The organism is Streptomyces sp. BK79, assembly GCF_044142145.1.
Lineage (GTDB): Bacteria > Actinomycetota > Actinomycetes > Streptomycetales > Streptomycetaceae > Streptomyces.
Genome location: NZ_JBHVOC010000017.1, coordinates 196,504 through 219,927, shown reverse-complemented (window position 1 = coordinate 219,927; position 23,424 = coordinate 196,504). Strand labels below are relative to the sequence as shown.

Genomic DNA, 23,424 nt, shown 5'->3' with positions numbered 1-23,424 from the left:
GGGGGGGGGGGGGGGGGGGGGGGGGGGGGGGGGGGGGGGGGCCGGGGCCGGGGGGTGTCCGTCCTCGGAACGGCGCGGAATCGGTCGGCCACAGAAGTGCTGTGTGTTGACGCGCCAACCGCTGCGGGCGGACACCCCCCGACCCGTCCCCTTCCCGCCGTACGCGGCTTCCCCCTAGCTGCGGGCAGTCGTGCCGCTGGGGCGGCACGGGTGGGCGCAGCGGCACCCCGTAGCGCCGGGCCGCGACACCCCACCCGCGCAACCCACGGCACCCCTGCCACGCCGGGCCGCGTCGCCCGCCCCGCGCTCGCCCGCACGCCGGGGCCTGTGCAGGGGCCCCGGCGGCCGTGGCGGTCAGGAGGTGAGGCGGGTGATGGCCTCGTCCACCGTTACTTCCTCGCGCTCGCCCGTGCGGCGGTCCTTCAGCTCGACCACGCCCTCGGCGGAGCGGCGGCCGGCGACCAGGATCTGGGGTACGCCGATGAGTTCGGCGTCCGTGAACTTGACGCCCGGGGAGACGCCGGCGCGGTCGTCCACCAGGACGCGGACGCCGGCGGCGGCCAGCTTGTCGGAGACCTCCAGGGCCAGCTCGGTCTGGAGGGCCTTGCCCGCGGCGACGACGTGGACGTCGGCCGGGGCGACCTCCTTGGACCAGACGAGGCCCTTCTCGTCGGCGTGCTGCTCGGCGAGGGCGGCCACCGCGCGGGAGACGCCGATGCCGTACGAACCCATGGTGACGCGGGCCGGCTTGCCGTTCTGGCCGAGGACGTCGAGCTTGAGGGCGTCGGCGTACTTGCGGCCGAGCTGGAAGATGTGGCCGATCTCGATGGCGCGGTCCAGCTTGAGACCGGTGCCGCAGTTCGGGCAGGGGTCGCCCTCCCGGACGACGACCACGTCCACGTACGCGTCGACCTCGAAGTCGCGGCCGGCGACGACGTTCTTGGCGTGCGTGTGCTCCTTGTTGGCGCCGGTGATCCAGGCGGTGCCGGGGGCCACGCGGGGATCGGCGATGTACTTGACCTTCTCGCCCAGGCCCTGGGGTCCGACGTAGCCGCGGACCAGATCGGGGCGGCCGACGAAGTCCTCGGCGGTGACCAGTTCGACGGCGGCGGGGGCGAAGTGGGCCTCGACCTTGTCCAGGTCGACCTCGCGGTCGCCGGGGACGCCCACGGCGACGATCTCGCCGTCCACCTTGACGAGGAGGTTCTTGAGGGTGGCGGAGGCCGGGACGCCGAGGGAGGCGGCCAGGGTCTCGATGGTGGGGGTGTCGGGGGTGGGGATGTCCTCGGCGGCCGGTGCGCCGGTCGCGTCCACCGGCGTCAGCGCGTAGGTGATCGCCTCCGTGTTGGCGGCGAAGTCGCAGTTCGGGCAGTCCGCGAAGGTGTCCTCGCCGGCCTCGGCGGGGGCCAGGAACTCCTCGGACTTGGAGCCGCCCATCGCGCCGGCCGTCGCGGCGCAGATGCGGTAGTCGAGGCCCAGGCGCTCGAAGATGCGCTGGTAGGCGGCGCGGTGCAGGGCGTAGGACTCGGCGAGGCCCTCGTCGGCGACGTCGAAGGAGTAGGAGTCCTTCATCAGGAACTCGCGGCCGCGCAGGATGCCGGCCCGGGGGCGGGCCTCGTCGCGGTACTTGTTCTGGATCTGGTAGAGGATGACCGGCAGGTCCTTGTAGGACGATGCCTGGTCCTTGACGAGGAGGGTGAAGATCTCCTCGTGGGTGGGGCCGAGGAGGTAGTCGCCGCCCTTGCGGTCCTGGAGGCGGAAGAGTTCGGGGCCGTACTCGTCCCAGCGGCCCGTCGCCTCGTACGGCTCGCGCGGCAGCAGGGCGGGGAGCTGGACCTCCTGGGCGCCGATGGCGTCCATCTCCTCGCGGACGATGCGCTCGATGTTGCCGAGGACCTTCTTGCCGAGCGGCAGCCAGCTCCAGAGGCCGGCGGCGGTGCGGCGCACGTAGCCGGCGCGGACCAGCAGCTTGTGGCTGAGGACCTCGGCGTCCGCCGGGTCGTCGCGCAGCGTCTTCGCCATCAACTTCGACATGCGCTGGACCGGTGCGTTGGCCATGGTTCTCGTGTCTCCTGCTGCGTAAGGGTGGTGCTAGGAGGTTAGCCGGGTCGTCCGGCGGGGTGGAAATCGGTTAACGACCGGCCGGTGGCCTGTGCAGGGGCAGCGTGGCGCCCATCACCGCGTACGGCTTGGGGGCGCTGGGGAAGACGACCCGGAGGGCGAGGTCCCGGTAGCCGAGGGAGCGGTAGAGGCCGCGGGCGGGGCTCTCGGTGTCGATCGCGGAGAGGATCGAGCGGGGCTCGGCGGCGGCGTCGGTGATCGTGGTGATCAGGGAGCGGCCCAGTCCGCGGTGCTGGTGGGCCGGGTGGACGTGGAGCTCGGTGATGACGAAGGAGTCGTCGAGCCAGGCGTCGTTGCCCTGGGCGCGGAGGTAGGGCTCGACGACGGTGGACCACCAGTGGGCCCGGTCGTTGGGCATGCCGTACACGAAGCCGACGAGGTCGCCGCCGACGGTGGCGCCGAGGGCGCGGGCGCCGGGGTGGGTCATGTGGCGGAGGACGATCTGCCGGCGGACCGCCACCTCGTCGGGGCCGAGTCCGAACGCGACGGCTTGGACGGCCAGGGCCTCGTCCACGCGGGAGGAGAGGTCCAGGGGGCCGATCACGACGTCCATGGACGGGAGCCTACAGGGGGGTGCTCGTCGACATCCGGGTGCGGTGATCTCCGGGTGCCGGTGGTTTTCCGGTGAGGTGCGGTGATTCCCGGGTGCGGGTGGTTCACGGGTGCGGGTGGGTGGGGCCGGAGGGCTTGGTGTCAGAAGAGCACGCTCATGAAGGCGCCGACCTCCTGGAAGCCGACGCGGTGGTACGTCCGCCGGGCCGCCGTGTTGAAGTCGTTGACGTAGAGGCTCGCCACGGGGGCGACGTCCGTGAGGGCGTAGCGCAGGACGGCCGCCATTCCGGGTGCCGCGAGGCCCCTGCCCCGGTGCTCGGGGGCCACCCAGACGCCCTGGATCTGGCAGGCGCGGTCGGTGGCGGCGCCGATCTCGGCCTTGAAGACGACCCGGCCGTCGGCGTCGAAGCGGGCGAAGGAGCGGCCGGAGCCGACGAGTTCGGCGACCCGCGCCTGGTAGAGCAGGCCGCCGTCGCCGGCCAGCGGGGAGATGCCGACCTCCTCGGTGAACATCGCCACGCAGGCCGGCATGATCCGCTCCATCTCGTCCTTGCGGACCCGGCGGACGTAGGGGTCGGGGGCGATGTCGGCGGGGAGGTGGTCGGTGACCATGAGGGGCTGGCGGGTGCGGACCTCGCGGGCGGGGCCCCAGCCGGGTTCGAGCAGGCGCCACAGCTGGGCGGTGGTGTCGGCGGGGCCGACGATCGAGGAGCAGCGGCGGCCGGCCCGCCGGGCGCGGTCGGCGAAGGCGCGGACGGCGCGGGGGGTGGCGCAGATGGGGACCAGGTTGGCGCCCGCGTAGCACAGGGACGTCAGCATGCCGTCCTCGTACCAGCCCCACATCTCGCCGCCGAGGCGCCACGGATCGAGGCCGGCGATCCGCACCCGGGCGGTCACGAAGGCATTCGCTACCGGCTCGCGGTCCAGGACGGCGAGCGCGGCGTCCAGGTCGCTCGGTTCGAGCACGCGGGAGGTGGTCTGCGTCAACACGTGCGGGGGCCTCACCCTGAGATCTGCTGGTTCCCGCACTGTACCTGCCACGTATATGCCGCGCCGCCCCCCGGGGGCGACGCGGCACGGAGGGCGTGGGTCAGCCGGCGACGGCCACCGAGGGCTCGCCGGAGGCCACGCCGTCGGCCTCCATCTGCTCGGCGATCTTCATGGCCTCCTCGATGAGGGTCTCCACGATCTTGGACTCGGGGACGGTCTTGATGACCTCGCCCTTGACGAAGATCTGGCCCTTGCCGTTGCCGGAGGCGACGCCGAGGTCGGCCTCGCGGGCCTCGCCGGGGCCGTTGACGACGCAGCCCATGACGGCGACGCGCAGCGGGACCTCCATGCCCTCAAGACCGGCGGTGACTTCCTCGGCCAGCTTGTAGACGTCGACCTGGGCGCGGCCGCAGGACGGGCAGGAGACGATCTCCAGGCCGCGCTGGCGCAGGTTCAGGGACTCCAGGATCTGGATGCCGACCTTGATCTCCTCGACCGGCGGGGCGGAGAGGGAGACCCGGATGGTGTCGCCGATGCCCTGGGAGAGCAGGGCGCCGAAGGCGACGGCCGACTTGATGGTGCCCTGGAAGGCGGGGCCGGCCTCGGTCACGCCGAGGTGGAGGGGGTAGTCGCACTGGGCGGCGAGCTGCCGGTACGCCTCGACCATCACGACCGGGTCGTTGTGCTTGACGGAGATCTTGATGTCCCGGAAGTCGTGCTCCTCGAAGAGGGACGCCTCCCACAGGGCGGACTCCGCGAGCGCCTCGGGGGTCGCCTTGCCGTACTTCTGGAGCAGGCGGCGGTCCAGGGAGCCGGCGTTGACGCCGATGCGGATCGGGGTGCCGTGGTCCTTGGCGGCCTTGGCGATCTCCTTGACCTTGTCGTCGAACTGCTTGATGTTGCCCGGGTTGACCCGGACCGCCGCGCAGCCCGCCTCGATCGCGGCGAACACGTACTTCGGCTGGAAGTGGATGTCGGCGATCACCGGGATCTGCGACTTCTTCGCGATCACGGGCAGGGCGTCGGCGTCGTCCTGGGTGGGGCAGGCCACCCGCACGATCTGGCAGCCGGACGCCGTCAGCTCGGCGATCTGCTGGAGGGTGGCGCCGATGTCGGACGTACGGGTCGTGGTCATGGACTGCACGGACACGGGAGCGTCGCCGCCCACCGCCACGGTCCCGACCTGGATCTGCCGGCTCTTGCGGCGCTCCGCGAGCCTGGTCGGAACGTCCGGCATGCCGAGAGAAATCGCAGTCATCTGCTGTGCAACCCCAAGTCGTGGATCAAGGTCCGGTCCCGTTCAGCGGCGGGCTCCGGCATTCGAGATTACGGCACGGACATGAACGGCGGGCACACGGCGTACGGGAGATCCACCCTTTGGCGCCCATCTGCCGGGTGACCGGCGTGGAGCCCGAGCCGGGAGGACATGCTCCCGGGTCGGGCCTCTCGTCGGATCGTCATGATCGGCGGGATCGTACGGATCTCAGCTGATCCGTACCGGATTGACGACGTCCGCCACCAGGACGAGCAGCGTGAAGCAGACGAAGATGCCCGCCACCACGTAGGCCACCGGCATCAGCTTCGCCACGTCGAACGGGCCGGGGTCCGGGCGGCGCAGCACCTTGGCCGCGTTGCGGCGCAGCGACTCCCACAGGGCGCCCGCGATGTGGCCGCCGTCGAGCGGCAGCAGCGGGAGCATGTTGAACAGGAACAGGGAGAGGTTGAAGCCGGCCACCAGCATGACGAACATGGCGAGCTGCTGGGTGGGCGGGATGTCGAGGGTGGCGATCTCGCCGCCGACGCGGGCGGCGCCGACGACGCCCATCGGCGAATCGGCCTCGCGGGGTCCGTCGCCGAAGGCCGCGTCCCACAGGGCGGGGATCTTGGCGGGCAGGGCGGCGAGGGAGTCGACTGCGTCGCCGATCCGGTCGCCCATCCAGGTCACGGACTGGCCGAAGTCCTGTTTGACCACGCCGGTGGCGGCGCTGAAGCCGAGGAAGCCGGCGGTGACGTACTCGCCCTCGACGATCTGGCCGTTGGCGTCCTTCTTGGCGACCTTGTTGGTGGCGATGGTCGCCTGGAGGGTGACCTCCTGGCCGTCGCGCTCGACGACGACCGGGACCTGCTCGCCGGGGTTGGCGCGGATCAGGTCGGACAGCCTGTCCCAGTCGTCGGTCCGCACGCCGTCGAAGGAGAGGATCTTGTCGCCCGCCTTGAGACCGGCCGCGGCGGCCGGGGAGGCCGGGTCGGACTTGGCGCAGTCGTCGCGGTTCTCGCTCTGCGAGATGACGCACTGGGAGACGGAGCTGACGGTGGTGGTCTGCTGCGAGATGCCGAAGCCCATCAGGACGATGAGGAACAGCACCACCGCGAGGATCAGGTTCATGAACGGGCCCGCGAACATCACGATGACCCGTTTCCAGGGCTTGCGCGTGTAGAACATGCGCTTCTCGTCACCCGGCTGGAGCTCCTCGAAGGCGGCCGAGCGGGCGTCCTCGATCATGCCGCGCCAGGGCGAGGTGGAGCGGGCCTCCAGCTTGCCGTCGGCGCCGGGCGGGAACATGCCGATCATGCGGATGTAGCCGCCGAACGGGATGGCCTTGACGCCGTACTCGGTCTCGCCCCTCTTGCGCGAGAAGAGCGTCGGCCCGAAGCCGACCATGTACTGCGGCACCCGGATGCCGAACATCTTGGCCGTGGACAGGTGCCCCAGCTCGTGCCAGGCGATCGAGAACAGCAGGCCGACCGCGAAGAGGACTATGCCGAGGATGAACATCAGGGTCGTCATGCACGGGCCTCCGCCGTCTGTGCCGCCAGGTGCCGGGCCCGGGTCCGCGCCCAGGTCTCCGCTTCGAGGACGTCCGCGACGGTGAGCGAGGTTCCCGAACGGGGGGTGCCGTGTTCCTCGACCACCCGCGTGACGGTCTCCATGATCCCGAGATACGGCAGCGCGCCGGAGCGGAACGCCTCCACGCACTCCTCGTTGGCGGCATTGAACACCGCCGGGGCCGTGCCCGCGAGCTGTCCGACGTGCCGGGCCAGATTCACCGAGGGGAAGGCCTCGTCGTCGAGCGGGAAGAACTCCCAGGTCGAGGCCTTGCTCCAGTCGAAGGTGGGGGCGGCGTCGGGGACGCGTTCGGGCCAGCCGAGGCCGATGGCGATGGGCCCGCGCATGTCGGGGGGCGTCGCCTGGGCCAGTGTCGATCCGTCCGTGAACTCGACCATCGAGTGGACGTACGACTGCGGGTGCACGACCACCTCGATGCGGTCGAAGGGGATGTCGTAGAGGAGGTGGGCCTCGATCACCTCCAGGCCCTTGTTGACGAGGGTGGCGGAGTTGATCGTGATCACCGGACCCATGGCCCAGGTGGGGTGGGCGAGGGCGTCCTCGACGGTGACGGCCGCCAACTGCTCGCGGGTACGCCCCCGGAACGGGCCGCCGGACGCGGTGACGACCAGCTTGCGCACGTCGGCGCGGGTGCCGGCGGCCAGGGCCTGGAAGAGGGCGGCGTGCTCGGAGTCGACCGGGATGATCTGCCCCGGCTTGGCGAGGGCCTTGACCAGCGGGCCGCCGACGATGAGCGATTCCTTGTTGGCCAGCGCGAGGGTGCGGCCCGCCTCCAGGGCGGCCAGGGTTGGGGCGAGCCCGATGGAGCCGGTGATGCCGTTGAGGACGGTGTGGCAGTCGGAGGCGGCGACCTGGGTGGCCGCGTCCGGTCCGGCGAGGATCTCGGGGAGCGGCTCGCCGCTGCCGTACTGGGCCCGCAGGGCTTCCCGCAGCGCCGGCACGACGTCCTCGCGGGCGACGGCGACGGTCCGCGCCTTCAGCCGGTACGCCTGCTCGGCGAGGAGGGCGACCCGGCCGCCGTTGGCGGACAGGGCGGTGACCCGGAAGCGGTCCGGGTTGCGCAGCACGAGGTCGATGGCCTGGGTCCCGATCGACCCGGTGGACCCGAGGATCACCACGTCCTTCGGGCCGTCGCCCGCCACCGGGTCGTACACGAGGTGGGGGTCGGCGAGTGGGGCTGGACTGTCGCTCATCCCCCCATTGTGGCCGCAACGGCCCCCCGGGAGGACAGCGCGTCCCTCGCACGGGTGTCGTACGAGGGCAGGACGCCACCGAGCTGGCCCTTCACATTGGGCGCGGTCACTCAGTCATCGGCGACCAATTCGGCAAGCGGTACGTCGATGACGTACTCGATGCGCAGCAGGTCATCGAGGTTCATGTCATCGGCGCCCTGCTCGACCTACTCGATCCTCCCGCCGCCGAGCCCGGCCCTTTCGCCAAGTTCATCCTGGCTGAAGCCAAGGGCCTCACGATGAACGCGAACGCGCCTTCCGATCAGGCGCAGCAAGCGGGTCACCTCGTCAGGCGGCGGATTGGACTGCATGGGATGACTCTACGCGTCCACCTCGGCGCCGCAGCGGCGACGCCGAGGCACACGGCGTCAGCCGATGGCGCGGCGGACGTTCTCCTTCGTGCTGGCGCCCGGGGTCGCGTCCGCGATCCACGGGCCGTCGCCGGACGGGTCCACGATGCCCTGCTCCAGCCACTCGTAGGCGCCGCCCAGGACGCCCTTGACGACCTTGCGGTCGAGGTCGTCGGTGTTGGTCCACAGGCGGCCGAAGAGTTCCTCGACGCGGATGCGGGCCTGGCGGCAGAAGGCGTCGGCGAGCTGGTAGGCCTCGCGGCCGTGGTCGCCCTCGGCGCGCAGGTGCTCGGCGCGTACGCAGGCGGCGCTCATCGCGAAGAGTTCCGCGCCGATGTCGACGATCCGGCCGAGGAAGCCCTGCTTGGTCTCCATCCGGCCCTGCCAGCGGGACATGGCGTAGAAGGTGGAGCGGGCGAGCTTGCGGGCGGTGCGCTCGACGTAGCGCAGGTGTCCGGAGAGGTCCCGGTGGCCGGGCGGGTGGAAGTCGGCGTACGAGCGCGGGAGCTGGCCCGGTCCGGCGACGAGCTTCGGCAGCCACTTCGCGTAGAACACGCCCGCCTGGGCGCCCGCCCTCGCCTTGTCGGAGAGGGTCTTGTCCGGGTCGATCAGGTCACCGGCGACCGAGAGGTGGGCGTCGACGGCCTCGCGCGCGATCAGCAGGTGCATGATCTCGGTGGAGCCCTCGAAGATCCGGTTGATGCGCAGGTCGCGCAGGATCTGCTCGGCCGGCACGGCTCGTTCGCCGCGGGCTTCGAGGGAGGCCGCGGTCTCGAAGCCCCGGCCGCCGCGGATCTGGACCAGCTCGTCGGCCATCAGGCAGGCCATCTCGGAGCCGTACAGCTTGGCGAGGGCGGCCTCGATGCGGATGTCGTTGCGGTCCTCGTCGGCCATCTGGGAGGAGAGGTCCAGGACGGCTTCGAGGGCGAAGGTCGTCGCCGCGATGAAGGAGATCTTGGAGCCGACCGCCTCGTGCAGCGCGACCGGCTTGCCCCACTGCTCACGCGCCGCCGACCACTCGCGGGCGATCTTCAGGCACCACTTGCCGGCGCCGACGCACATGGCGGGCAGGGAGAGGCGGCCGGTGTTGAGGGTGGTGAGGGCGATCTTGAGGCCGGCGCCCTCGGGACCGATGCGGTTGGCGGCCGGCACGCGGACCCGGTGGAAGCGGGTGACGCCGTTCTCCAGGCCGCGCAGGCCCATGAAGGCGTTGCGGTTCTCGACCGTGACGCCCTCGGAGGCGGCCTCGACGACGAAGGCGGTGATGCCGCCCTTGCCGCCCGTCCCGTCCTCGGACTTCGGGACGCGGGCCATGACGACGAGCAGGTCGGCGACGACGCCGTTGGTCGTCCACAGCTTCACCCCGTCGAGGACGTAGTCGTCCCCGTCCCGGACGGCGGTGGTCGCCAGGCGGGCCGGGTCGGAGCCGACGTCCGGCTCGGTCAGCAGGAACGCCGAGATGTCGGTGCGGGCGCAGCGCGGCAGGAACGTGTCCTTCTGCTCCTGGGTGCCGAACATCTTCAACGGCTGCGGCACACCGATCGACTGGTGGGCGGAGAGCAGCGCGCCGATCGCGGGGTTCGCGGAGCCGACCAGGGCGAGGGCCTTGTTGTAGTAGACCTGGGTGAGGCCGAGGCCGCCGTACTTGGTGTCGATCTTCATGCCGAAGGCGCCCAGCTCCTTCAGCCCGGTGATCACGTCGTCCGGGATGCGGGCGTCGCGTTCGATCACCGCCCCGTCGATCTTCGTCTCGCAGAAGTCGCGCAGCTTGGCGAGGAACTCCTCGCCGCGCTGGGCGTCCTCGTCGGCCGGGAGCGGGTGGGGATGGATGAGGTCGAGGCGGAAGCGGCCGAGGAAGAGCTCCTTGGCGAAGCTCGGCTTGCGCCAGTCCTGTTCCCGGGCCGCCTCCGCGACCTGACGGGCCTCACGTTCGGTGACGGTGGGTCGGGAGGAGGGGGTGGTGGGGGCGGACATGAGGCTCACCTCGCCGCGAATCGGCATCGGGGGACCGTACGCCCGTGGAGGTCGTCCCGGTTCGTCGGGAGCGAACTCGCGGACGTACGTTACTAGTCGGTGCTACCCGATCGTATGTACCCGATCCCGGACGGGCCCACCACCCCTCGTGCGGCCGTTCGGCCGATGCGCGCGGGGGAGAATGGAGGGCGATCGGCAGGAGAAGTCGAGGGAAAGAAAGCCGTCGAAGCGCTTCGACGGACTATGGACACCCACCCCCGCCGGGGTTACTGTCGGACCACCCTCACCCGCTGTCGCCCACCCCGCGCGCTGTCGAAGCGCTTCACACGCCTGGAGAGCCGGATGGTCACCCTCGCCGAGGTCGCCCAGCACGCAGGAGTATCGGCGAGCACGGTGAGCTATGTCCTCAGCGGCAAGCGGTCCATCTCCACCACCACCCGGCAGCGGGTCGAGGAGAGCATCAGGAAGCTCGGCTACCACCCGAACGCCGGCGCCCGCGCCCTGGCCAGCAGCAGGTCGAACATCATCGCGCTGATGGTCCCGCTGCGTACGGACATGTACGTGCCGGTGATGATGGAGATCGCCGTCGCGGTCGCCACCACCGCGCGCACCCACGGGTACGACATCCTGCTGCTCACCGGCGAGGAGGGTCCCGACGCGGTGCGCCGGGTCACCGGCAGCGGGCTCGCCGACGCCATGATCCTCATGGACGTTGAGCTGGACGACGAACGCCTCCCCCTGCTGCGCGGCACCGACCAGCCGTCCGTGCTGATCGGGCTGCCCGCCGACACCGCCGGGCTCACCTGCGTCGACCTCGACTTCCGGGCGACCGGTGCGCTGTGCGTGGAGCACCTGGCGAAACTGGGGCACCGCGACATCGCCGTCATCGGCGAGGCTCCCGCGGTCTACGAGCGGCACACCGGCTTCGCCGAGCGCACCCTCGACGGGCTGCACACGCGCGCGCGGGAGCTGGGCCTGCGGCTGCTGCACCGCCCCTGCGAGGGCGGGTACGACGCGATGGCCGCGACCCTGGCCCGCGTCTTCGACGAACGCCCGGACACCACGGGGTTCGTCGTCCAGAACGAGTCGGCGGTCGAGCCGCTGCTCGCCCTGCTGCGCCAGCAGGGCCGGGCCGTGCCCGAGGACGTGTCGGTGGTCGCCGTCTGCCCCGAGCAGGTCGCCACGCAGGCGTCGGTGCGGCTCACGTCGGTCGCCGTGCCCGCGCAGGAGATGGGCCGGCGGGCCGTGGAGCAGCTGATCGCCAAGCTCGACGGGCGCGGCAGCGACGAGGTCGTGCTGCTCGCTCCGGAGCTGACGGTCCGGGCCAGCACGGGACCGGCGCCCGTCCGCCCGTAGGGCTTCCCCGGCCGGCGCCGGCACGGGCGGTTCGACCGGATGGGCCTGCTCGTGGACCTGGTCCAACGCCGAGGGGCCGGTCCCGGGCGGGGCCGGCCCCTCGGCCGCCGTGCCGTGGGTCAGCCGCCGCTGACCGTGAGGTTGTTGGTGCGGAAGTCCAGCCCGCCGGACGACGAGGTGATCTCGTAGCCGAACTGCACGTCGCCGATGGTCTCGTTGCCCATCCAGCCCTTGGTGTCCTTGATCCACTTCAGGACCGGGAGGATGTCGACGGTGCCGGCGTTCGAGTCCGAGGTGCGCAGGAACGAGAAGACCTCGTTGGCCCCGTTGTCGCCCTTGTAGACGTTCCAGGTGTGTCCGCCGAGGCTGACGGTCCCCTGGGCGGTGCCGAGCGGGCCGACGGCGCCGTGGTGGTTGACCCAGAGCATGATCTCGTAGTCGTAGTCCGTGTCCCAGATGTCGTACGACGTGTTGTACGCGCCGGACGACGGGACGGTGACGTTGTAGCTGCTGGTGAGCGAGCCGATCGAGGTGATGGGCTTGTTGATCACCTTCTTGGCGTTCGGGTAGGACTTGATGCCGCCGGTGTTCGGGTGGTTCGCCCAGACGCCCCAGTTCGTGCCGGAGTTGGCCCAGACGCACTGGCTGCCGGCGCCGGAGCCCCAGATGTTGTTGTAGAGGGTGTAGCCGTTGAGGCTGGTGTTGCCCCACTGGTCGCACGAGTTCCAGACGGCGGCCTGGGCGGGGGCGGAGGCGAGGCCGATGGTGGCGCCGAGGGCGAGGGCCGGGGCCAGCAGGGCGGTCAGGGCGTTGCGGGTGCGTGGTGCCATGGCGTTTCCTTCCATGGGTGGGGGGATGGGCGGTGCCGCTACCGCGTCTTGACGCTGATGACGCGGTCCTCTCCGGCGACGAGGTCGAGGGCCTCGGCACCTGAGAGGGTCCGGAGTTCGACGCGGTGCGTGCGGGCGGGGCGCAGGACGACCGTCGCGTCGCCGTCGGCCGTCCAGGTGAGGTCGGCTTCCGCGCCGAAGCGGGTGCGTACGCCCTTGAGTTCGCCCGCCGGGCAGGACGCGGGGAGCGCCGGCAGCAGGACCAGCCGGTCGGGGGTGGACTGCACCAGCATCTCGATGAGCACGGCCGGCAGGGCGTGCGCGGCGTCCGCGTTGTACACGTCGCGGTGGGGGTAGTGGGCGCTCATGAGGGAGGCGTGGAAGTAGTCGCCGTCGAGGACCCGGCCGAGGGCGTGGGCGACGCGGGCGCCGTCCCGGAGCCGGGCGGCGACCAGGGCGTGGTGCAGGTGGCCGTGGGCCGAGTCGTTCTCGGCGCCGCGCAGTTCGAGCGCGCGGTGGGCGGCCTCGGCGAGGGCGGGGGTGTCGTAGGGGTTGATCTCGTCGAGCGGCCAGACGCCGTAGAGGTGGCTGAGGTGGCGGTGGTCGTAGGTGTCCGCCAGGCCGGGGCGGGCCCATTCGGCGAGGGCGCCGTCGGCGTTGACCCGGTGCGGTGGGAGGCGGTCGGCGAGGGCGCGCCAGCGCTCGGCGTGCTCCGGGTGCCGGTCGGCGGCGGCCAGCAGGGCGTGCCGGGCGGCGGAGAGGTCCATCGCCGCGTCGATGGTGCCCCAGCCGGCGTTCGCGGGCCGGTTCTCGGGTGAGTAGGAGGGGACGACGACCACGTGGCCGGCGGCGTCGGTCCGGTCGAGGAAGTCCTCGTAGAACAGGGCGGTCTCGGCGAGCGCGGCGGTGGTGCGCGGGTCGTGCGTGCCGTACGTCTCGTCGTGGTCGAGGAGGGGCTTGAGCAGCCAGTCGGCGCCCGCCGTCCACAGGTGGAGGGGGTACTCGCGGCTGAAGTGGTAGGTGTGCCCGCTCTCGCCGTCGGTGTGCGAGGGCGCGACCACGCCCCGGGCGCCGAAGATCGCGCGGGCGTTGTCCCGCCAGTCGGGCAGCTGCCCGTGGACCAGGGCGGCGTGGGCCTCGGTGACCTCGGGGAGGGCGGCGCTCGCGGCGGAGGCGGTCTGGAGGTTGAGGTTGGCGTTGGTGGTGAAGGCGCCGGACCAGGCCGTGTTCCAGTCGCCGGTCCACAGGCCGGTCAGCCGGGGCGGGAGCAGGCCGCTGGCGGAGAGCAGGTGGTAGCGGCCGGCGGCGAAGAGGCGTTCCAGCAGGGCCGGGCCGCCGGGGCGTGCCAGCAGGGCCGAGCCGGGCAGGGCGCGTTCGGCGGGGTCGGCGGCGAGGTCGAGGGTGACCCGGTCGTAGGCGGTGCGGTGCAGGGCGAGGTGGCGGGCGAGGAGGCCGTCGTACGACGTGCCGTCCGCGAGGTCGCGCAGGGCGCGGCCCTCGGCGGCCACGTCCAGCTCGCCGGTGTGCCGGCGCACCCGGGTCAGGAGCAGTACCTCGGTGGCGCCCTCGACGAGGAGGCCGGGCGGGACCAGCTTCGTGGTGCCGCCGGTGACGGCGACCCGGGTCACGCCGGTGTAGGCCAGGTCGCTGCCGGGGTGGCGGACGCGCAGGCTGAGCTGGGCGCCGTCGGGGGTGAGGACGGCGCCGTGGCCGATGCCGAGGCCGGCGGGGGCGCCGGGGAGGCGGGGGTCGAGGGACAGGTCGAGGGTGAGGTGCGGGGCGGTGACGCGCTGGACGATCACGTCGTCGGCGCGGGAGACGAAGACGCGGCTGGTCCAGGGCGCGCGGGTGGCGGTGGTCTCGCCGGTGGTGAAGTCGACGGAGCGCCGGTAGGGGGCGCGGGTGTCGCCGGGGGGCCGGTTCAGGCGGAGCTGGAAGGCCGGGTGGAAGGGGCGGACCCAGCGCAGCGGGCGGCCGTCGGTGAAGTCCTCGGCGGCGGTGGTGTCCCCGGCCAGCAGGCGGTCCTTGAGGGCGGGCAGGGCGGCGGCGAGCCGGGGCGGGCGGCGGTGGGTGTCGTCGCCGTCCGGGCGGACGAGGGTGTGGTGGGTGACCACGACCCGGTCGGCGTCCGGGTCGCCGTACACGAGGACGCCATGGTGGCCGTTGCCGCTGAGGAAGGCGTCCTCCCAGCGGGCGGCGGGCTCTGGTTCCCAGGTGCCGTGGACGGGGCGGTCGGTCATCGGGCCAGCACCGCCGCGCCGTAGCGGCCGAGGGTGACGCGGTCGGTGACGCTGTCGCCGGTCAGCAGGTCGCGGTGGGTGCCGGGGACGTCGACGGTGACCGGCTCGCGGCCGTGGTGGAGGAGGAACAGCAGGTCGCCGCGGCGTACGGCCTCCACGTCCGCGGGGAGCCCGTCGAGGGCCGGGCGGACGCCCGCCTCGGCGGCGACGCGGGCGAGCAGGTCGCGCAGGTCGTCCGGCTCCGGGAGGGTCGACAGGTACCAGGCGCCGCCCTTGCGCAGGACGGCCGGGAGACCGTCCAGCTCGCCGCCCTTGTAGGGGATCGTCTCGGTCGCGGTGCCGTCGGCTTCGATCTCCTCCGACCAGAGGGTGCCCCGGAAGCCGTCGCAGGCGGCCGTCTCGTCCGCCTGAAGGGGCCACCACTCGTGCAGGGTGCGGATGCCGAACAGGGCGCGCAGCCGGGCGTCCATGCCGCCGGGCCTGATCCGGTCGTCGGGATCGGCGACGCCGGTGAGGAATCCGCAGACCAGGCTGGAGCCCCGGCGGACGTGGGCGAGGAGGTTGTCGACCGCCGCGTCCGTGAGGGCGTAGAGCTGGGGCACGACGACCACCTTGTACGGGGTGAGGTCGTGCTCCGGGTGGGCGAAGTCGGCGGTGAGGTGGGCCTCCCCCAGGGCGCGGTGCCAGGCGTGCAGGACGTCGGCGTAGTCGACGCGGGCGGAGGGGCGGGCGTCCTGGGCGCCGGCCCACCAGGAGTGCCAGTCGTGCAGGACGGCGACGTCGGCCCGGACGCGGGTGCCGACCACGTGCGGGCCGAGTTTCGCGAGGTCGGCGCCGAGCCGCTTGATCTCCTGGTAGGTGCGGCCCTCCTCCCCCGCGTGGCCGACCATCCCGGAGTGGAACTTCTCCGCGCCCTGGCGGGACTGGCGCCACTGGAAGTGGCAGACGGCGTCGGCGCCCCGGGCCACGGCCTGCAGGGACCACAGGCGGTTGAGGCCGCGCGGCTTGGGGTGGTTCACGCCCCGCCAGTTGACCGGGCCCGGCGCCTGCTCCATGAGCATCCACGGGCCGCGTGCCTGGGAGCGGGTCATGTCCTGGACCAGGGCGCCGTGCCGGGCGGCCAGGGGGTCGCGCGGGTCGGGGTAGAGGTCGACGGAGACCACGTCCTCCTCCTCGGCCCAGCGCCAGGCGTCCACGCCGGACCACAGCGGCATGAAGTTGGTGGTGACCGGGAGGTGCGGGGTGTGGCGGCGGACGATGTCGCGTTCGGCGACGAAGCACTCCAGGAGCATGTCGGAGGTGAAGCGCCGGAAGTCCAGCACCTGGGCGGGGTTCTTCAGGTAGTGGGTGCGGCGGGCCGGCAGGATCTCCGCCCAGTCGCCGTAGCCCTGGCTCCAGAAGGCGGTGCCCCAGGCGGTGTTGAGCGCGTCGAGGGTGCCGTACCGGTCCTGGAGCCAGCGGCGGAAGCGGGCGGCGGCCTCGTCGCCGTGGTCGTAGGTGCAGTACTCGTTGTTGATGTGCCACAGGGTGAGGGCGGGGTGGCCGGCGTAGCGCGCGGCCAGGGCCTCGGTGATGGCGGCGGCGTGCCGGCGGTAGGTGGCGCTGGAGTGCGAGAAGTGCTGCCGGCCGCCCCACCACTCGGTGCGGCCGTCCTCGTCGCGGGGCAGCGTGTCCGGGTGGAGGTGCCCGAGCCAGGGCGGGGGCGAGGAGGTGGGGGTGGCGAGGACGACGCCGATGCCGCCGTCGTGCAGCAGGTCCATCAGGCGGTCCAGCCAGCCGAAGTCGTGCACGCCGGGGCGGGGTTCGAGCTTGGACCAGGAGAAGACGCCGACGGTGACGGTGTTGACGCCGGCGGCCCTCATCAGGCGTACGTCCTCGGGCCAGGTCTCCTCGGGCCACTGCTCTGGGTTGTAGTCGCCGCCGAAGAGGACGCGGTCGCGGGTCACGTCCGCGAGGTGCGGCATCAGCCCTTCACCGCCCCGGTGAGCATGCCCTTCTTGAAGTGGCGCTGGACGAAGGGGGACAGCACGGCCACCGGCAGCAGGGCCATGACCATGACGGCCATCTGCACGGCGAGTCCGGACAGTTCACCGGTCTTGATGGCCTGGCCGAGGCCGACCGGCGCCTCCTGCTTCTGCACGAGCTGGATCATGACGTTCTGGAGGGGCAGCATGTCCTGGTCGTTCAGGTAGAGGGAGGCGTTGAACCAGGCACTCCAGTAGCCGACGGCGTAGAACAGCGTGATCACCGCGACGACCGCGCGGGACAGCGGCAGGACGATCCGCCACAGGATGCGCAGGTCCCCGGCGCCGTCGATGCGGGCGCTGTCGATGAGTTCCTGCGAGATGCCCATGAAGAAGCCACGCAGGACGAGGATGTTGAAGACGCTGATGGCGCTGGGCAGGATCAGCGCGAGGTAGCTGTCGGTGAGGCCCAGGGACTGCACCAGCAGGTAGGTGGGGATGAGGCCGGCGCTGAAGAACATCGTGGCGAGCAGCAGCATGAGGATCCAGCGGTGGCCGAGCGAGCCGCTGCGGGACAGTCCGTAGGCGCACAGCACGGACACCGCCATCGAGAACAGGGTGCCGACGACGGTGACGCCGATGCTGACGAGGGCGGCGCGGGTGACCTGGCCGCCGCTGAGCAGCTCCTGGTAGGCGACGAAGGTGATGTCCGTCGGGATCATCACCAGGCCGCCGGCCTCGTCGATGGCCTTGCGCGAGGAGAGGCTGGTGACGAGGACGATCCACAGCGGGAACAGGATCGCCAGGCAGGCCAGGAGCAGCACCAGTCCCTTGCCGGCGATTCCGGCGCGGCTGGGCTTCTCCTCCCACACCGGCCGGGGCGGGGCCGCCCACCGGCCGGGTGTGCGCGCTGGTTTGTCGATGACGGCGGTCATTTCTTGTACACCCCCTGCTCGCCCATGAGGTGGGCCACCTTGTTCGCGATGAGGACCAGGCCGAGGCTGATGACGCCCTTGACGAGCCCCGCGGCGGCGGCGTAGCCGAAGTCCTGGTTGCGGACGCCGTTCCACCACACGAAGGTGTCGAGGACCTCCGCGGCGCCCGGTCCGACGGCGTCGCGTTGCAGCAGGATCTGCTCGAAGCCGACCGTGAGGGCGTCGCCGACGCGCAGCACGAGCAGCAGGGCGATGACGGGACGCAGCGCGGGCAGCGTGACGTGCCACATGCGGCGCCAGCGGTTCGCGCCGTCCATCGCGGCGGCCTCGTACAGGTCCGGGCTGACCGAGGCGAGCGCGGCGAGGAAGACGATGATCCCCCAGCCGGCGTCCTTCCACACGCTCTGCGCGGTGACCAGGAACTTGAAGGTCTCCGGGTCGGTCATGAGGCTGAGCCCGTCGTACCCGTGGTCGCGCAGCAGCTGGGAGAGGAGTCCCGCCCCGCCGAACAGCTGCTGGAAGACGGCGATGACCAGCACCCACGAGAAGAAGTGCGGCAGGTAGAGGATGGCCTGCGAGATCGCCCGCACCCGGGGCCGGACCACGCTGTTGATGAGCAGCGCGAGCAGGATGGGGACCGGGAAGTACAGGACGAGCTGGAGGACGAACAGCAGCAGCGTGTTCCGTACGGAGTTCCAGAACGCGGAGTCCTCGAAGATCCGCTGGAAGTTCTCCAGCCCCACCCACGGGCTGTTCAGGATGGAGACGATCCCGTTGTCGCTGATGTAGGGGTCGTACTCCTGGAAGGCGACGACGTTGCCGAGGATCGGTACGTAGTTGAAGAGCAGCACCAGCAGCACGGCCGGCAGTGTCATCAGCAGCAGGACGCGGTCACGCCGGAACCTCAGCCTGAGGCCCGGACCTGCTGGGTGCGGCTTCCCCTTCCGAGGGCCGGTGGCGTCGTCGGGCGCCGCCGGGGTGTTCTTCGTCGCGTCGGCCTCGGTAGCGGACCGAGGCACCGTGCTGTGGGACACGGCGGTTCTCCTTGCCTCGGTACCGGTCAGCCCGCCGCCGTGCCGTTCTCGTCGAGAAGCTTCTTGTACCAGTCGCGCAGCTTGTCGCCGCCCTTGCTCCGCCAGTCGGAGACGGCCTGCTGCATGTCACCGATCTTCTTGCGGCCGCGGACGACGTCGTCCTCCAACTGCTCGAAGTCGTTGGACAGGTTGGTGTAGCGGGCGGGTTCGGTGACCTGCATGCCGTAGAAGGCGGGCTTCTTCGTGAAGGCGCCCATCCGCTGCTGCCACTCCACCTGCCCCTTGGCGACCTCGGGGAAGTCGGGGTGGGCGATGGTCGCGGCGGGGCTCGCCACCATCACGTAGGCGTTCATCACGTCGATGTTGCCCTGGTCGGTCTTGGTGGGCACGCCGTCCTTGACGGTGTAGTGGGTGCCCTCGACGCCGTAGTTGGTCGCCATGTACTCCTTGGTGCCGTACGGCGCGGCGGTGACGTTGGCGACGGCAAGCACGTCGCGGATCACGGCCTCGGACGCCTTCTTGTTGACGAAGGCGAAGATGCTCGCCGGGTTCTGCGCCCACAGCGTGGGTTCACCGCCGTCGTGCCCGAAGAAGTCCATGCCCCAGATCTCGAACTCGGGGTTCTGGACGGCCTGTTCGGCGGTGCGGCTCCACCACTGGGAGATGTCCTGGTTGTAGATGAGGAACTCGCCGGCGGCGAACTTGGGCCCGGGGTCGGTGGCGTTGCTCTTGCCCAGCATGGCGTCGGGGTGCACGACACCGGCGGCGAACAGCTTGCGCGTCCACTCCAGCGCCTCGAGGTACTCCTCGGTCTCGACGCGGTAGATCAGCTTGCCGTCGACCTCGTTCCAGCCGAGGGACTTCTCGTTGCCGGAGAGCACGCCGAAGGCGTTGAAGGCGGTCCACTTCATGTCCAGGCAGCCCCAGCGCTTGGCCTTCGCGTTGGTGGCGTCCTTGGCCAGCGCCATGAACTCGTCGCAGGACCGGGGGACCTCGTAGCCCTCCTTCTCGAAGACGTCCCGGCGGTACAGCGGCAGGACGCCGGACACGTACGAGGAGGGCATCGGCAGGCCGCGCAGCTTGCCGCCGAAGATGGAGCGCTGCCAGGCGTCGGTGGGGATCGCGGCGAGGTTGGGGAAGTCCTTGACCGCGTCGCCGGAGAGGTACGGGCCGAGGTCGGCGAACTTGCCGATGATGGCGCTGGGTATCTTGCCGGTCATGTTCCAGCCGGGCACGACCACCACGTCGGGCACCTCGCTGGAGGCGAGGACGGCGCCGAGCTTCTGGTCGTAGGTGTTGCCGTCCTGGTTCTGCCACACCACGTCGACGCCGATGAGGTCGTTCATCGCCCGGTAGTAGGCGTTGTCCGCCTTGGGCGGGGACCCCCAGAACGGCGACATGACGGTGACCTTGCCGCCCTTGCCGAGCTTCTTCGGCACCGAGGTCTTCAGGTCCGCGAGGTCGAGCTTGCCGGTGAAGCCGACCGCGGAGCCGTTCTTGCTGGGGATGTCGGGGGTGACCACGTTGCTCGCCACGTACGCCGGCAGCAGCTTCTTCGCGTCCTTGCCCGACGTGGTGCCGTCGCGCGAGCCGCCGTCGGATCCGCCGCAGGCGGAGAGCAGCGGCATCCCTCCCGCCACCGCTGCGGTGGCGACCGCCGTGGAGGCGAGGAACTTTCTCCGGCTGGGCCCGGAGGCGGCGTTCGGCGTCATTGCGTCAACCCTTCGTGGCGCACCAGGACACCCGGCGGTGGCCGTCGGCTGCGGTGTCTCGAGTGGAACTGGCTGAGCTGAAGCGGTCCTCGGAGGAAGGCCCGGCATCCGTCGCACCGGGAGGTGGACGTCCGGGTGGGTGCCTCGTAGTCGAAGCGCTTCGATGTTGCTGCGAGGTTAAGTGAACGCCTGGGGGTGCACAAGAGTCGATCCCAGAATTCCTCCGAGGTATGGGAGGGCCCGACCGCCCGAACCCCCTCATGTGACCCACGGATTGAGGGAAGAAGTCGGAGGTAGTGCCTCCAGACGGGTTGACACCCGCCGCGCGGCGACTGAGCATCGAAGCGCTTCGAAAGCGCCTGGCCGCTCCATCGCAAGGGGACCTCCACGTGACCGCACCGACGCCGCCCACGCCGCCTTTCCGTGATCCGCGCCTGCCGTTCGCGAAGCGCGTCGACGACCTGATGGCGCGGCTCACGCCCGACGAGAAGACCGCGTTCCTGCACCAGTTCGCCCCGGCCGTCGAGCGGCTCGGCATCGCCGCGTTCCGCACCGGCCAGGAGGCGCTGCACGGCGTCGCCTGGATGGGCCCCGCCACCGTGTTCCCGCAGGCCGTGGGCCTGGGCGCCACCTGGAACGAGGAGCTGGTACGCCGGGTCGGCGAGGCGGTGTCCAAGGAGGCCCGCGCGATGCGCGCCCGCGACGACCGCGTCGGCCTCAACGTCTGGTCCCCCACCGTCAACCTGCTGCGCCACCCCCTGTGGGGCCGCAACGAGGAGGGCTACTCCGAGGACCCGGGGCTCACGTCGGCCATCGCCACCGCCTACACCCGGGGCCTGCGCGGCGATCACCCGGTGTACTGGCGCACCGCGCCCGTCCTCAAGCACTGGCTCGCGCACAACAACGAGACCGACCGTGACACGTCCTCGGCGTCCGTGCGTCCGCGCGTCCTGAACGAGTACGACCTGCGCGCCTTCCGCGAGACGGTGGAGGCGGGCGCGGTGGCCGGGGTGATGCCGGCCTACAACCTGGTCAACGGCCGCCCCAACCACGTGAGTCCGTATCTGCGCGAGCATCTGCGCACCTGGACGGAGGACGGCGACCTCGACCTCCTCGTCTGCTCGGACGCGGGCGCGCCCTCCAACCTGGTCGACTCCGAGCACTACTTCGACACCCACGAGGAGGCGACCGCCGCCGCGCTGCGCGCCGGGGTGGACAGCTTCACCGACCACGGCACCGACTCCTCGAAGATCGTCGCGCGCGTCCGGGGCGCCCTGGAGCGGGGCCTGCTGACCGAGGCCGACGTCGACACGGCCGTGCGCCGGCAGCTGTCGGTCCGCTTCCGGCTCGGCGAGTTCGATCCCGGTCGGGACCCGCACGCGGTCACCGCGGACACCGCCGCCGCCGACTTCGACACGCCGGAGCACCGGGCCCTGGCGCGGGAGGCGGCCGAGCAGGCGGTCGTCCTGCTCAAGAACGACGGCGGCGTGCTGCCCCTGGCCCCCGACACCCGCGTCGCCGTCGTCGGCCTGCTCGCCGACGAGTGCAAGCTCGACTGGTACAGCGGCACCCTCATCCACCGCTCCACCCCGCTGGAGGGCCTGTACGAGCGGTTCGGCGCCGAGCGCGTCGGCTTCGCGGAGGGCGTGGACCGGGTCCGCCTGCGCACCGCCACCGGTACGTTCCTGCACGTGCTCCCAGCCGAGGACGGCCCCGGCGAGGCACGCGGCGCCGAGGGCGCCCTCGACCCGGCCCTGCTGGCCGGCCGCACCGACCTGCCGCCGCTGACCACCGACGCCACCGGCACCGAACTCGCGCTCGCCGACTGGGGCGAGGGCGTCCTCACCCTGCGCGCCCCCGACGGCCGCTACCTCTCGGTCGCCGAGGACGGCCTCCTGCGCGCCTCCGCCGACCAGCCCGGCGGCTGGGTGGTGCGGGAGACGTTCCGTCTGGAACCTCACGGGAACGGACACCTCCTGCGGCACCTGGGGACGGGTCGTCACCTCCAGGTCGCCGCCGACGGCGTGCGGGTTGCCGCCTCGGACGGGGAAGTCCCGGAGGTGTTCGAGCTGGTGGTCGCCGAACGCGGCGAGGACGCGGTGACGCGGGCGGCGGCCCGGGCGGACGTGGTCGTCGTGGTGGCGGGCAACGACCCGCACATCAACGGCCGCGAGACCGAGGACCGTACGACGCTCAAGCTCCCCGCCCACCAGGAACGGCTGCTGCGCGCCGCCCGCGCCGCCAACCCGGCGACCGTGCTGGCGCTGGTGTCCGCCTACCCCTACGCCGTGGACACCGAGGCGCTCCCGGCGGTGCTGTGGACCGCGCACGGCGGCCAGGCGGCCGGCACCGCGCTGGCCCGGGTCCTCGCCGGCGACGTCTCCCCCGCCGGGCGGCTTCCGCAGACCTGGTACGCCGACGACGCCGACCTGCCCGACCTCCTCGACTACGACGTGATCGGCGGCCGCCAGACCTACCTGTACTTCGAGGGCACGCCGCTGTTCCCGTTCGGGCACGGCCTGTCGTACGCGTCCTTCTCGTACGCGGACCTGGCGGTGCGGGTGGCGGACGGGACGGTTGCCGTGTCCTTCACCGTCACCAACGCGGGGGACGTCACCGCCGACGAGGTCGCCCAGCTCTACGTCCGCGCCGAGGACCCGTCGGTCCCGCGCCCGCGCCGCGAGCTGCTGGCCCACCGCCGGCTCACCCTCGCCCCGGGCGCCACGGGCGAGGTGTCCTTCGACGTGCCGCTGTCCGCCCTCGCGTTCTGGGACGTCGCGCACGACCGGTGGCGGCTGGAGCCGGGGCCGTACGCGCTGCTGGTGGGCGCCTCCAGCGATGACGTGCGCCTGTCGGCCATGGTGACCGTCGACGGTGAGCCCGGCGCGCCGCGCCCGGTGCGCGAACGGGGCGTGGAGGCGGCCTCCTACGACGAGCAGAGCGGCACACAGCTCGTCGACCGGACGAGGACGGCGGGCGACGCGGTGACCCCGGCGGCGGACCGGGCCGGTGAACTCCTGTACCGCTCCTGCGACTTCGGACCCGGTGTCACCGGGGTGACGGCGACGGTGGCGGGCGGCGGGGGCAGCGTGGAGATCGCCCTCGACGGCGGCCCGGTCCTGGCGGTGCTCTCCCCGGACACGCCCACTGCGGGACCGTACGACTACGTGGAACTCGGCGCCGCGCTGGCCGCCGAGGGCGTCCACGACCTGCGTGTCAGGCTGCGCGGCTCACTGCGGCTCGCGCACGTCGGCTTCTCCGGCTGAGGGTCCGGAGCGGGCCGGCA

16 protein-coding genes are annotated in these 23,424 nt (G+C 71.8%); 2 read left to right on the top strand and 14 right to left on the bottom strand.

Annotated features, from left to right (window positions below):
• Positions 1 to 354: 354 nt before the first annotated feature.
• The 8 genes from ACFIF2_RS22650 to ACFIF2_RS22615 all read right to left on the bottom strand — a co-directional run bounded on the left by ACFIF2_RS22650 (position 355) and on the right by ACFIF2_RS22615 (position 10,067).
• Positions 355 to 2,058: a proline--tRNA ligase gene (locus ACFIF2_RS22650; RefSeq protein ID WP_395575017.1), complete on the bottom strand. Its 1,704-nt coding sequence runs from the start codon at positions 2,056 to 2,058 to the stop codon at positions 355 to 357.
• 73 nt (positions 2,059 to 2,131) lie between these two features.
• Positions 2,132 to 2,674: a GNAT family N-acetyltransferase gene (locus ACFIF2_RS22645; RefSeq protein WP_395575016.1), complete on the bottom strand. Its 543-nt coding sequence runs from the start codon at positions 2,672 to 2,674 to the stop codon at positions 2,132 to 2,134.
• 140 nt (positions 2,675 to 2,814) lie between these two features.
• Positions 2,815 to 3,663 carry a GNAT family N-acetyltransferase gene (locus ACFIF2_RS22640; protein WP_395575015.1) on the bottom strand — a complete coding sequence of 283 codons (849 nt, stop codon included), beginning with the start codon at positions 3,661 to 3,663 and terminating at the stop codon, positions 2,815 to 2,817.
• 100 nt (positions 3,664 to 3,763) lie between these two features.
• Positions 3,764 to 4,921: a flavodoxin-dependent (E)-4-hydroxy-3-methylbut-2-enyl-diphosphate synthase gene (ispG, locus tag ACFIF2_RS22635; protein WP_395575014.1), complete on the bottom strand. Its 1,158-nt coding sequence runs from the start codon at positions 4,919 to 4,921 to the stop codon at positions 3,764 to 3,766.
• A 225-nt stretch (positions 4,922 to 5,146) separates the two neighbouring features.
• Positions 5,147 to 6,439, bottom strand: coding sequence for a M50 family metallopeptidase (locus ACFIF2_RS22630; RefSeq protein WP_395575028.1), 1,293 nt, complete (start codon positions 6,437 to 6,439; stop codon positions 5,147 to 5,149).
• 8 nt (positions 6,440 to 6,447) lie between these two features.
• Positions 6,448 to 7,704, bottom strand: a complete 1,257-nt coding sequence (gene dxr, locus ACFIF2_RS22625; RefSeq protein ID WP_395575013.1) for a 1-deoxy-D-xylulose-5-phosphate reductoisomerase — start codon at positions 7,702 to 7,704, stop codon at positions 6,448 to 6,450.
• A gap of 206 nt (positions 7,705 to 7,910) precedes the next feature.
• Complete coding sequence (locus ACFIF2_RS22620; RefSeq protein WP_395575012.1) at positions 7,911 to 8,054, bottom strand: hypothetical protein; 144 nt, start codon at positions 8,052 to 8,054, stop codon at positions 7,911 to 7,913.
• A 57-nt stretch (positions 8,055 to 8,111) separates the two neighbouring features.
• Positions 8,112 to 10,067, bottom strand: a complete 1,956-nt coding sequence (locus ACFIF2_RS22615; RefSeq protein WP_395575027.1) for an acyl-CoA dehydrogenase family protein — start codon at positions 10,065 to 10,067, stop codon at positions 8,112 to 8,114.
• Between the two features lie 342 nt (positions 10,068 to 10,409).
• On the opposite strand from ACFIF2_RS22615, the gene ACFIF2_RS22610 reads away from it, so the two are divergent.
• A complete protein-coding gene (locus tag ACFIF2_RS22610; RefSeq protein ID WP_395575011.1) occupies positions 10,410 to 11,423 on the top strand; it encodes a LacI family DNA-binding transcriptional regulator in 1,014 nt (337 codons plus the stop codon).
• A 119-nt stretch (positions 11,424 to 11,542) separates the two neighbouring features.
• Here ACFIF2_RS22610 and ACFIF2_RS22605 read toward each other — a convergent pair whose 3' ends face one another.
• Genes ACFIF2_RS22605 through ACFIF2_RS22580 form a run of 6 tightly spaced genes read right to left on the bottom strand, consistent with a single transcriptional unit; the run spans position 11,543 to position 20,138 of the window.
• Positions 11,543 to 12,253 (bottom strand): hypothetical protein, encoded by a 711-nt coding sequence (locus ACFIF2_RS22605; RefSeq protein WP_395575010.1) that lies wholly within the window; start codon positions 12,251 to 12,253, stop codon positions 11,543 to 11,545.
• 38 nt (positions 12,254 to 12,291) lie between these two features.
• The gene (locus ACFIF2_RS22600; RefSeq protein WP_395575009.1) at positions 12,292 to 14,493 is read right to left on the bottom strand and encodes a glycosyl hydrolase family 95 catalytic domain-containing protein; all 2,202 of its coding nucleotides are present in this window, start codon (positions 14,491 to 14,493) and stop codon (positions 12,292 to 12,294) included.
• The gene (locus ACFIF2_RS22595) at positions 14,490 to 16,457 is read right to left on the bottom strand and encodes a beta-galactosidase (RefSeq protein WP_395575008.1); all 1,968 of its coding nucleotides are present in this window, start codon (positions 16,455 to 16,457) and stop codon (positions 14,490 to 14,492) included. The genes ACFIF2_RS22600 and ACFIF2_RS22595 overlap by 4 nt, the downstream gene beginning before the upstream one ends.
• Positions 16,457 to 17,392 (bottom strand): carbohydrate ABC transporter permease, encoded by a 936-nt coding sequence (locus tag ACFIF2_RS22590; protein ID WP_395575007.1) that lies wholly within the window; start codon positions 17,390 to 17,392, stop codon positions 16,457 to 16,459. Before ACFIF2_RS22590 ends, ACFIF2_RS22595 begins: the two co-directional genes overlap by 1 nt.
• A complete protein-coding gene (locus ACFIF2_RS22585) occupies positions 17,389 to 18,426 on the bottom strand; it encodes an ABC transporter permease (protein WP_395575006.1) in 1,038 nt (345 codons plus the stop codon). Before ACFIF2_RS22585 ends, ACFIF2_RS22590 begins: the two co-directional genes overlap by 4 nt.
• Before the next feature lie 26 nt (positions 18,427 to 18,452).
• Entirely contained in the window at positions 18,453 to 20,138 is a 1,686-nt protein-coding gene (locus ACFIF2_RS22580; RefSeq protein ID WP_395575005.1) for an extracellular solute-binding protein, read from the bottom strand.
• Between the two features lie 389 nt (positions 20,139 to 20,527).
• Here ACFIF2_RS22580 and ACFIF2_RS22575 point away from each other — a divergent pair, with 389 nt between their 5' ends.
• Positions 20,528 to 23,404, top strand: a complete 2,877-nt coding sequence (locus tag ACFIF2_RS22575) for a glycoside hydrolase family 3 C-terminal domain-containing protein (protein ID WP_395575004.1) — start codon at positions 20,528 to 20,530, stop codon at positions 23,402 to 23,404.
• Positions 23,405 to 23,424: the final 20 nt, after the last annotated feature.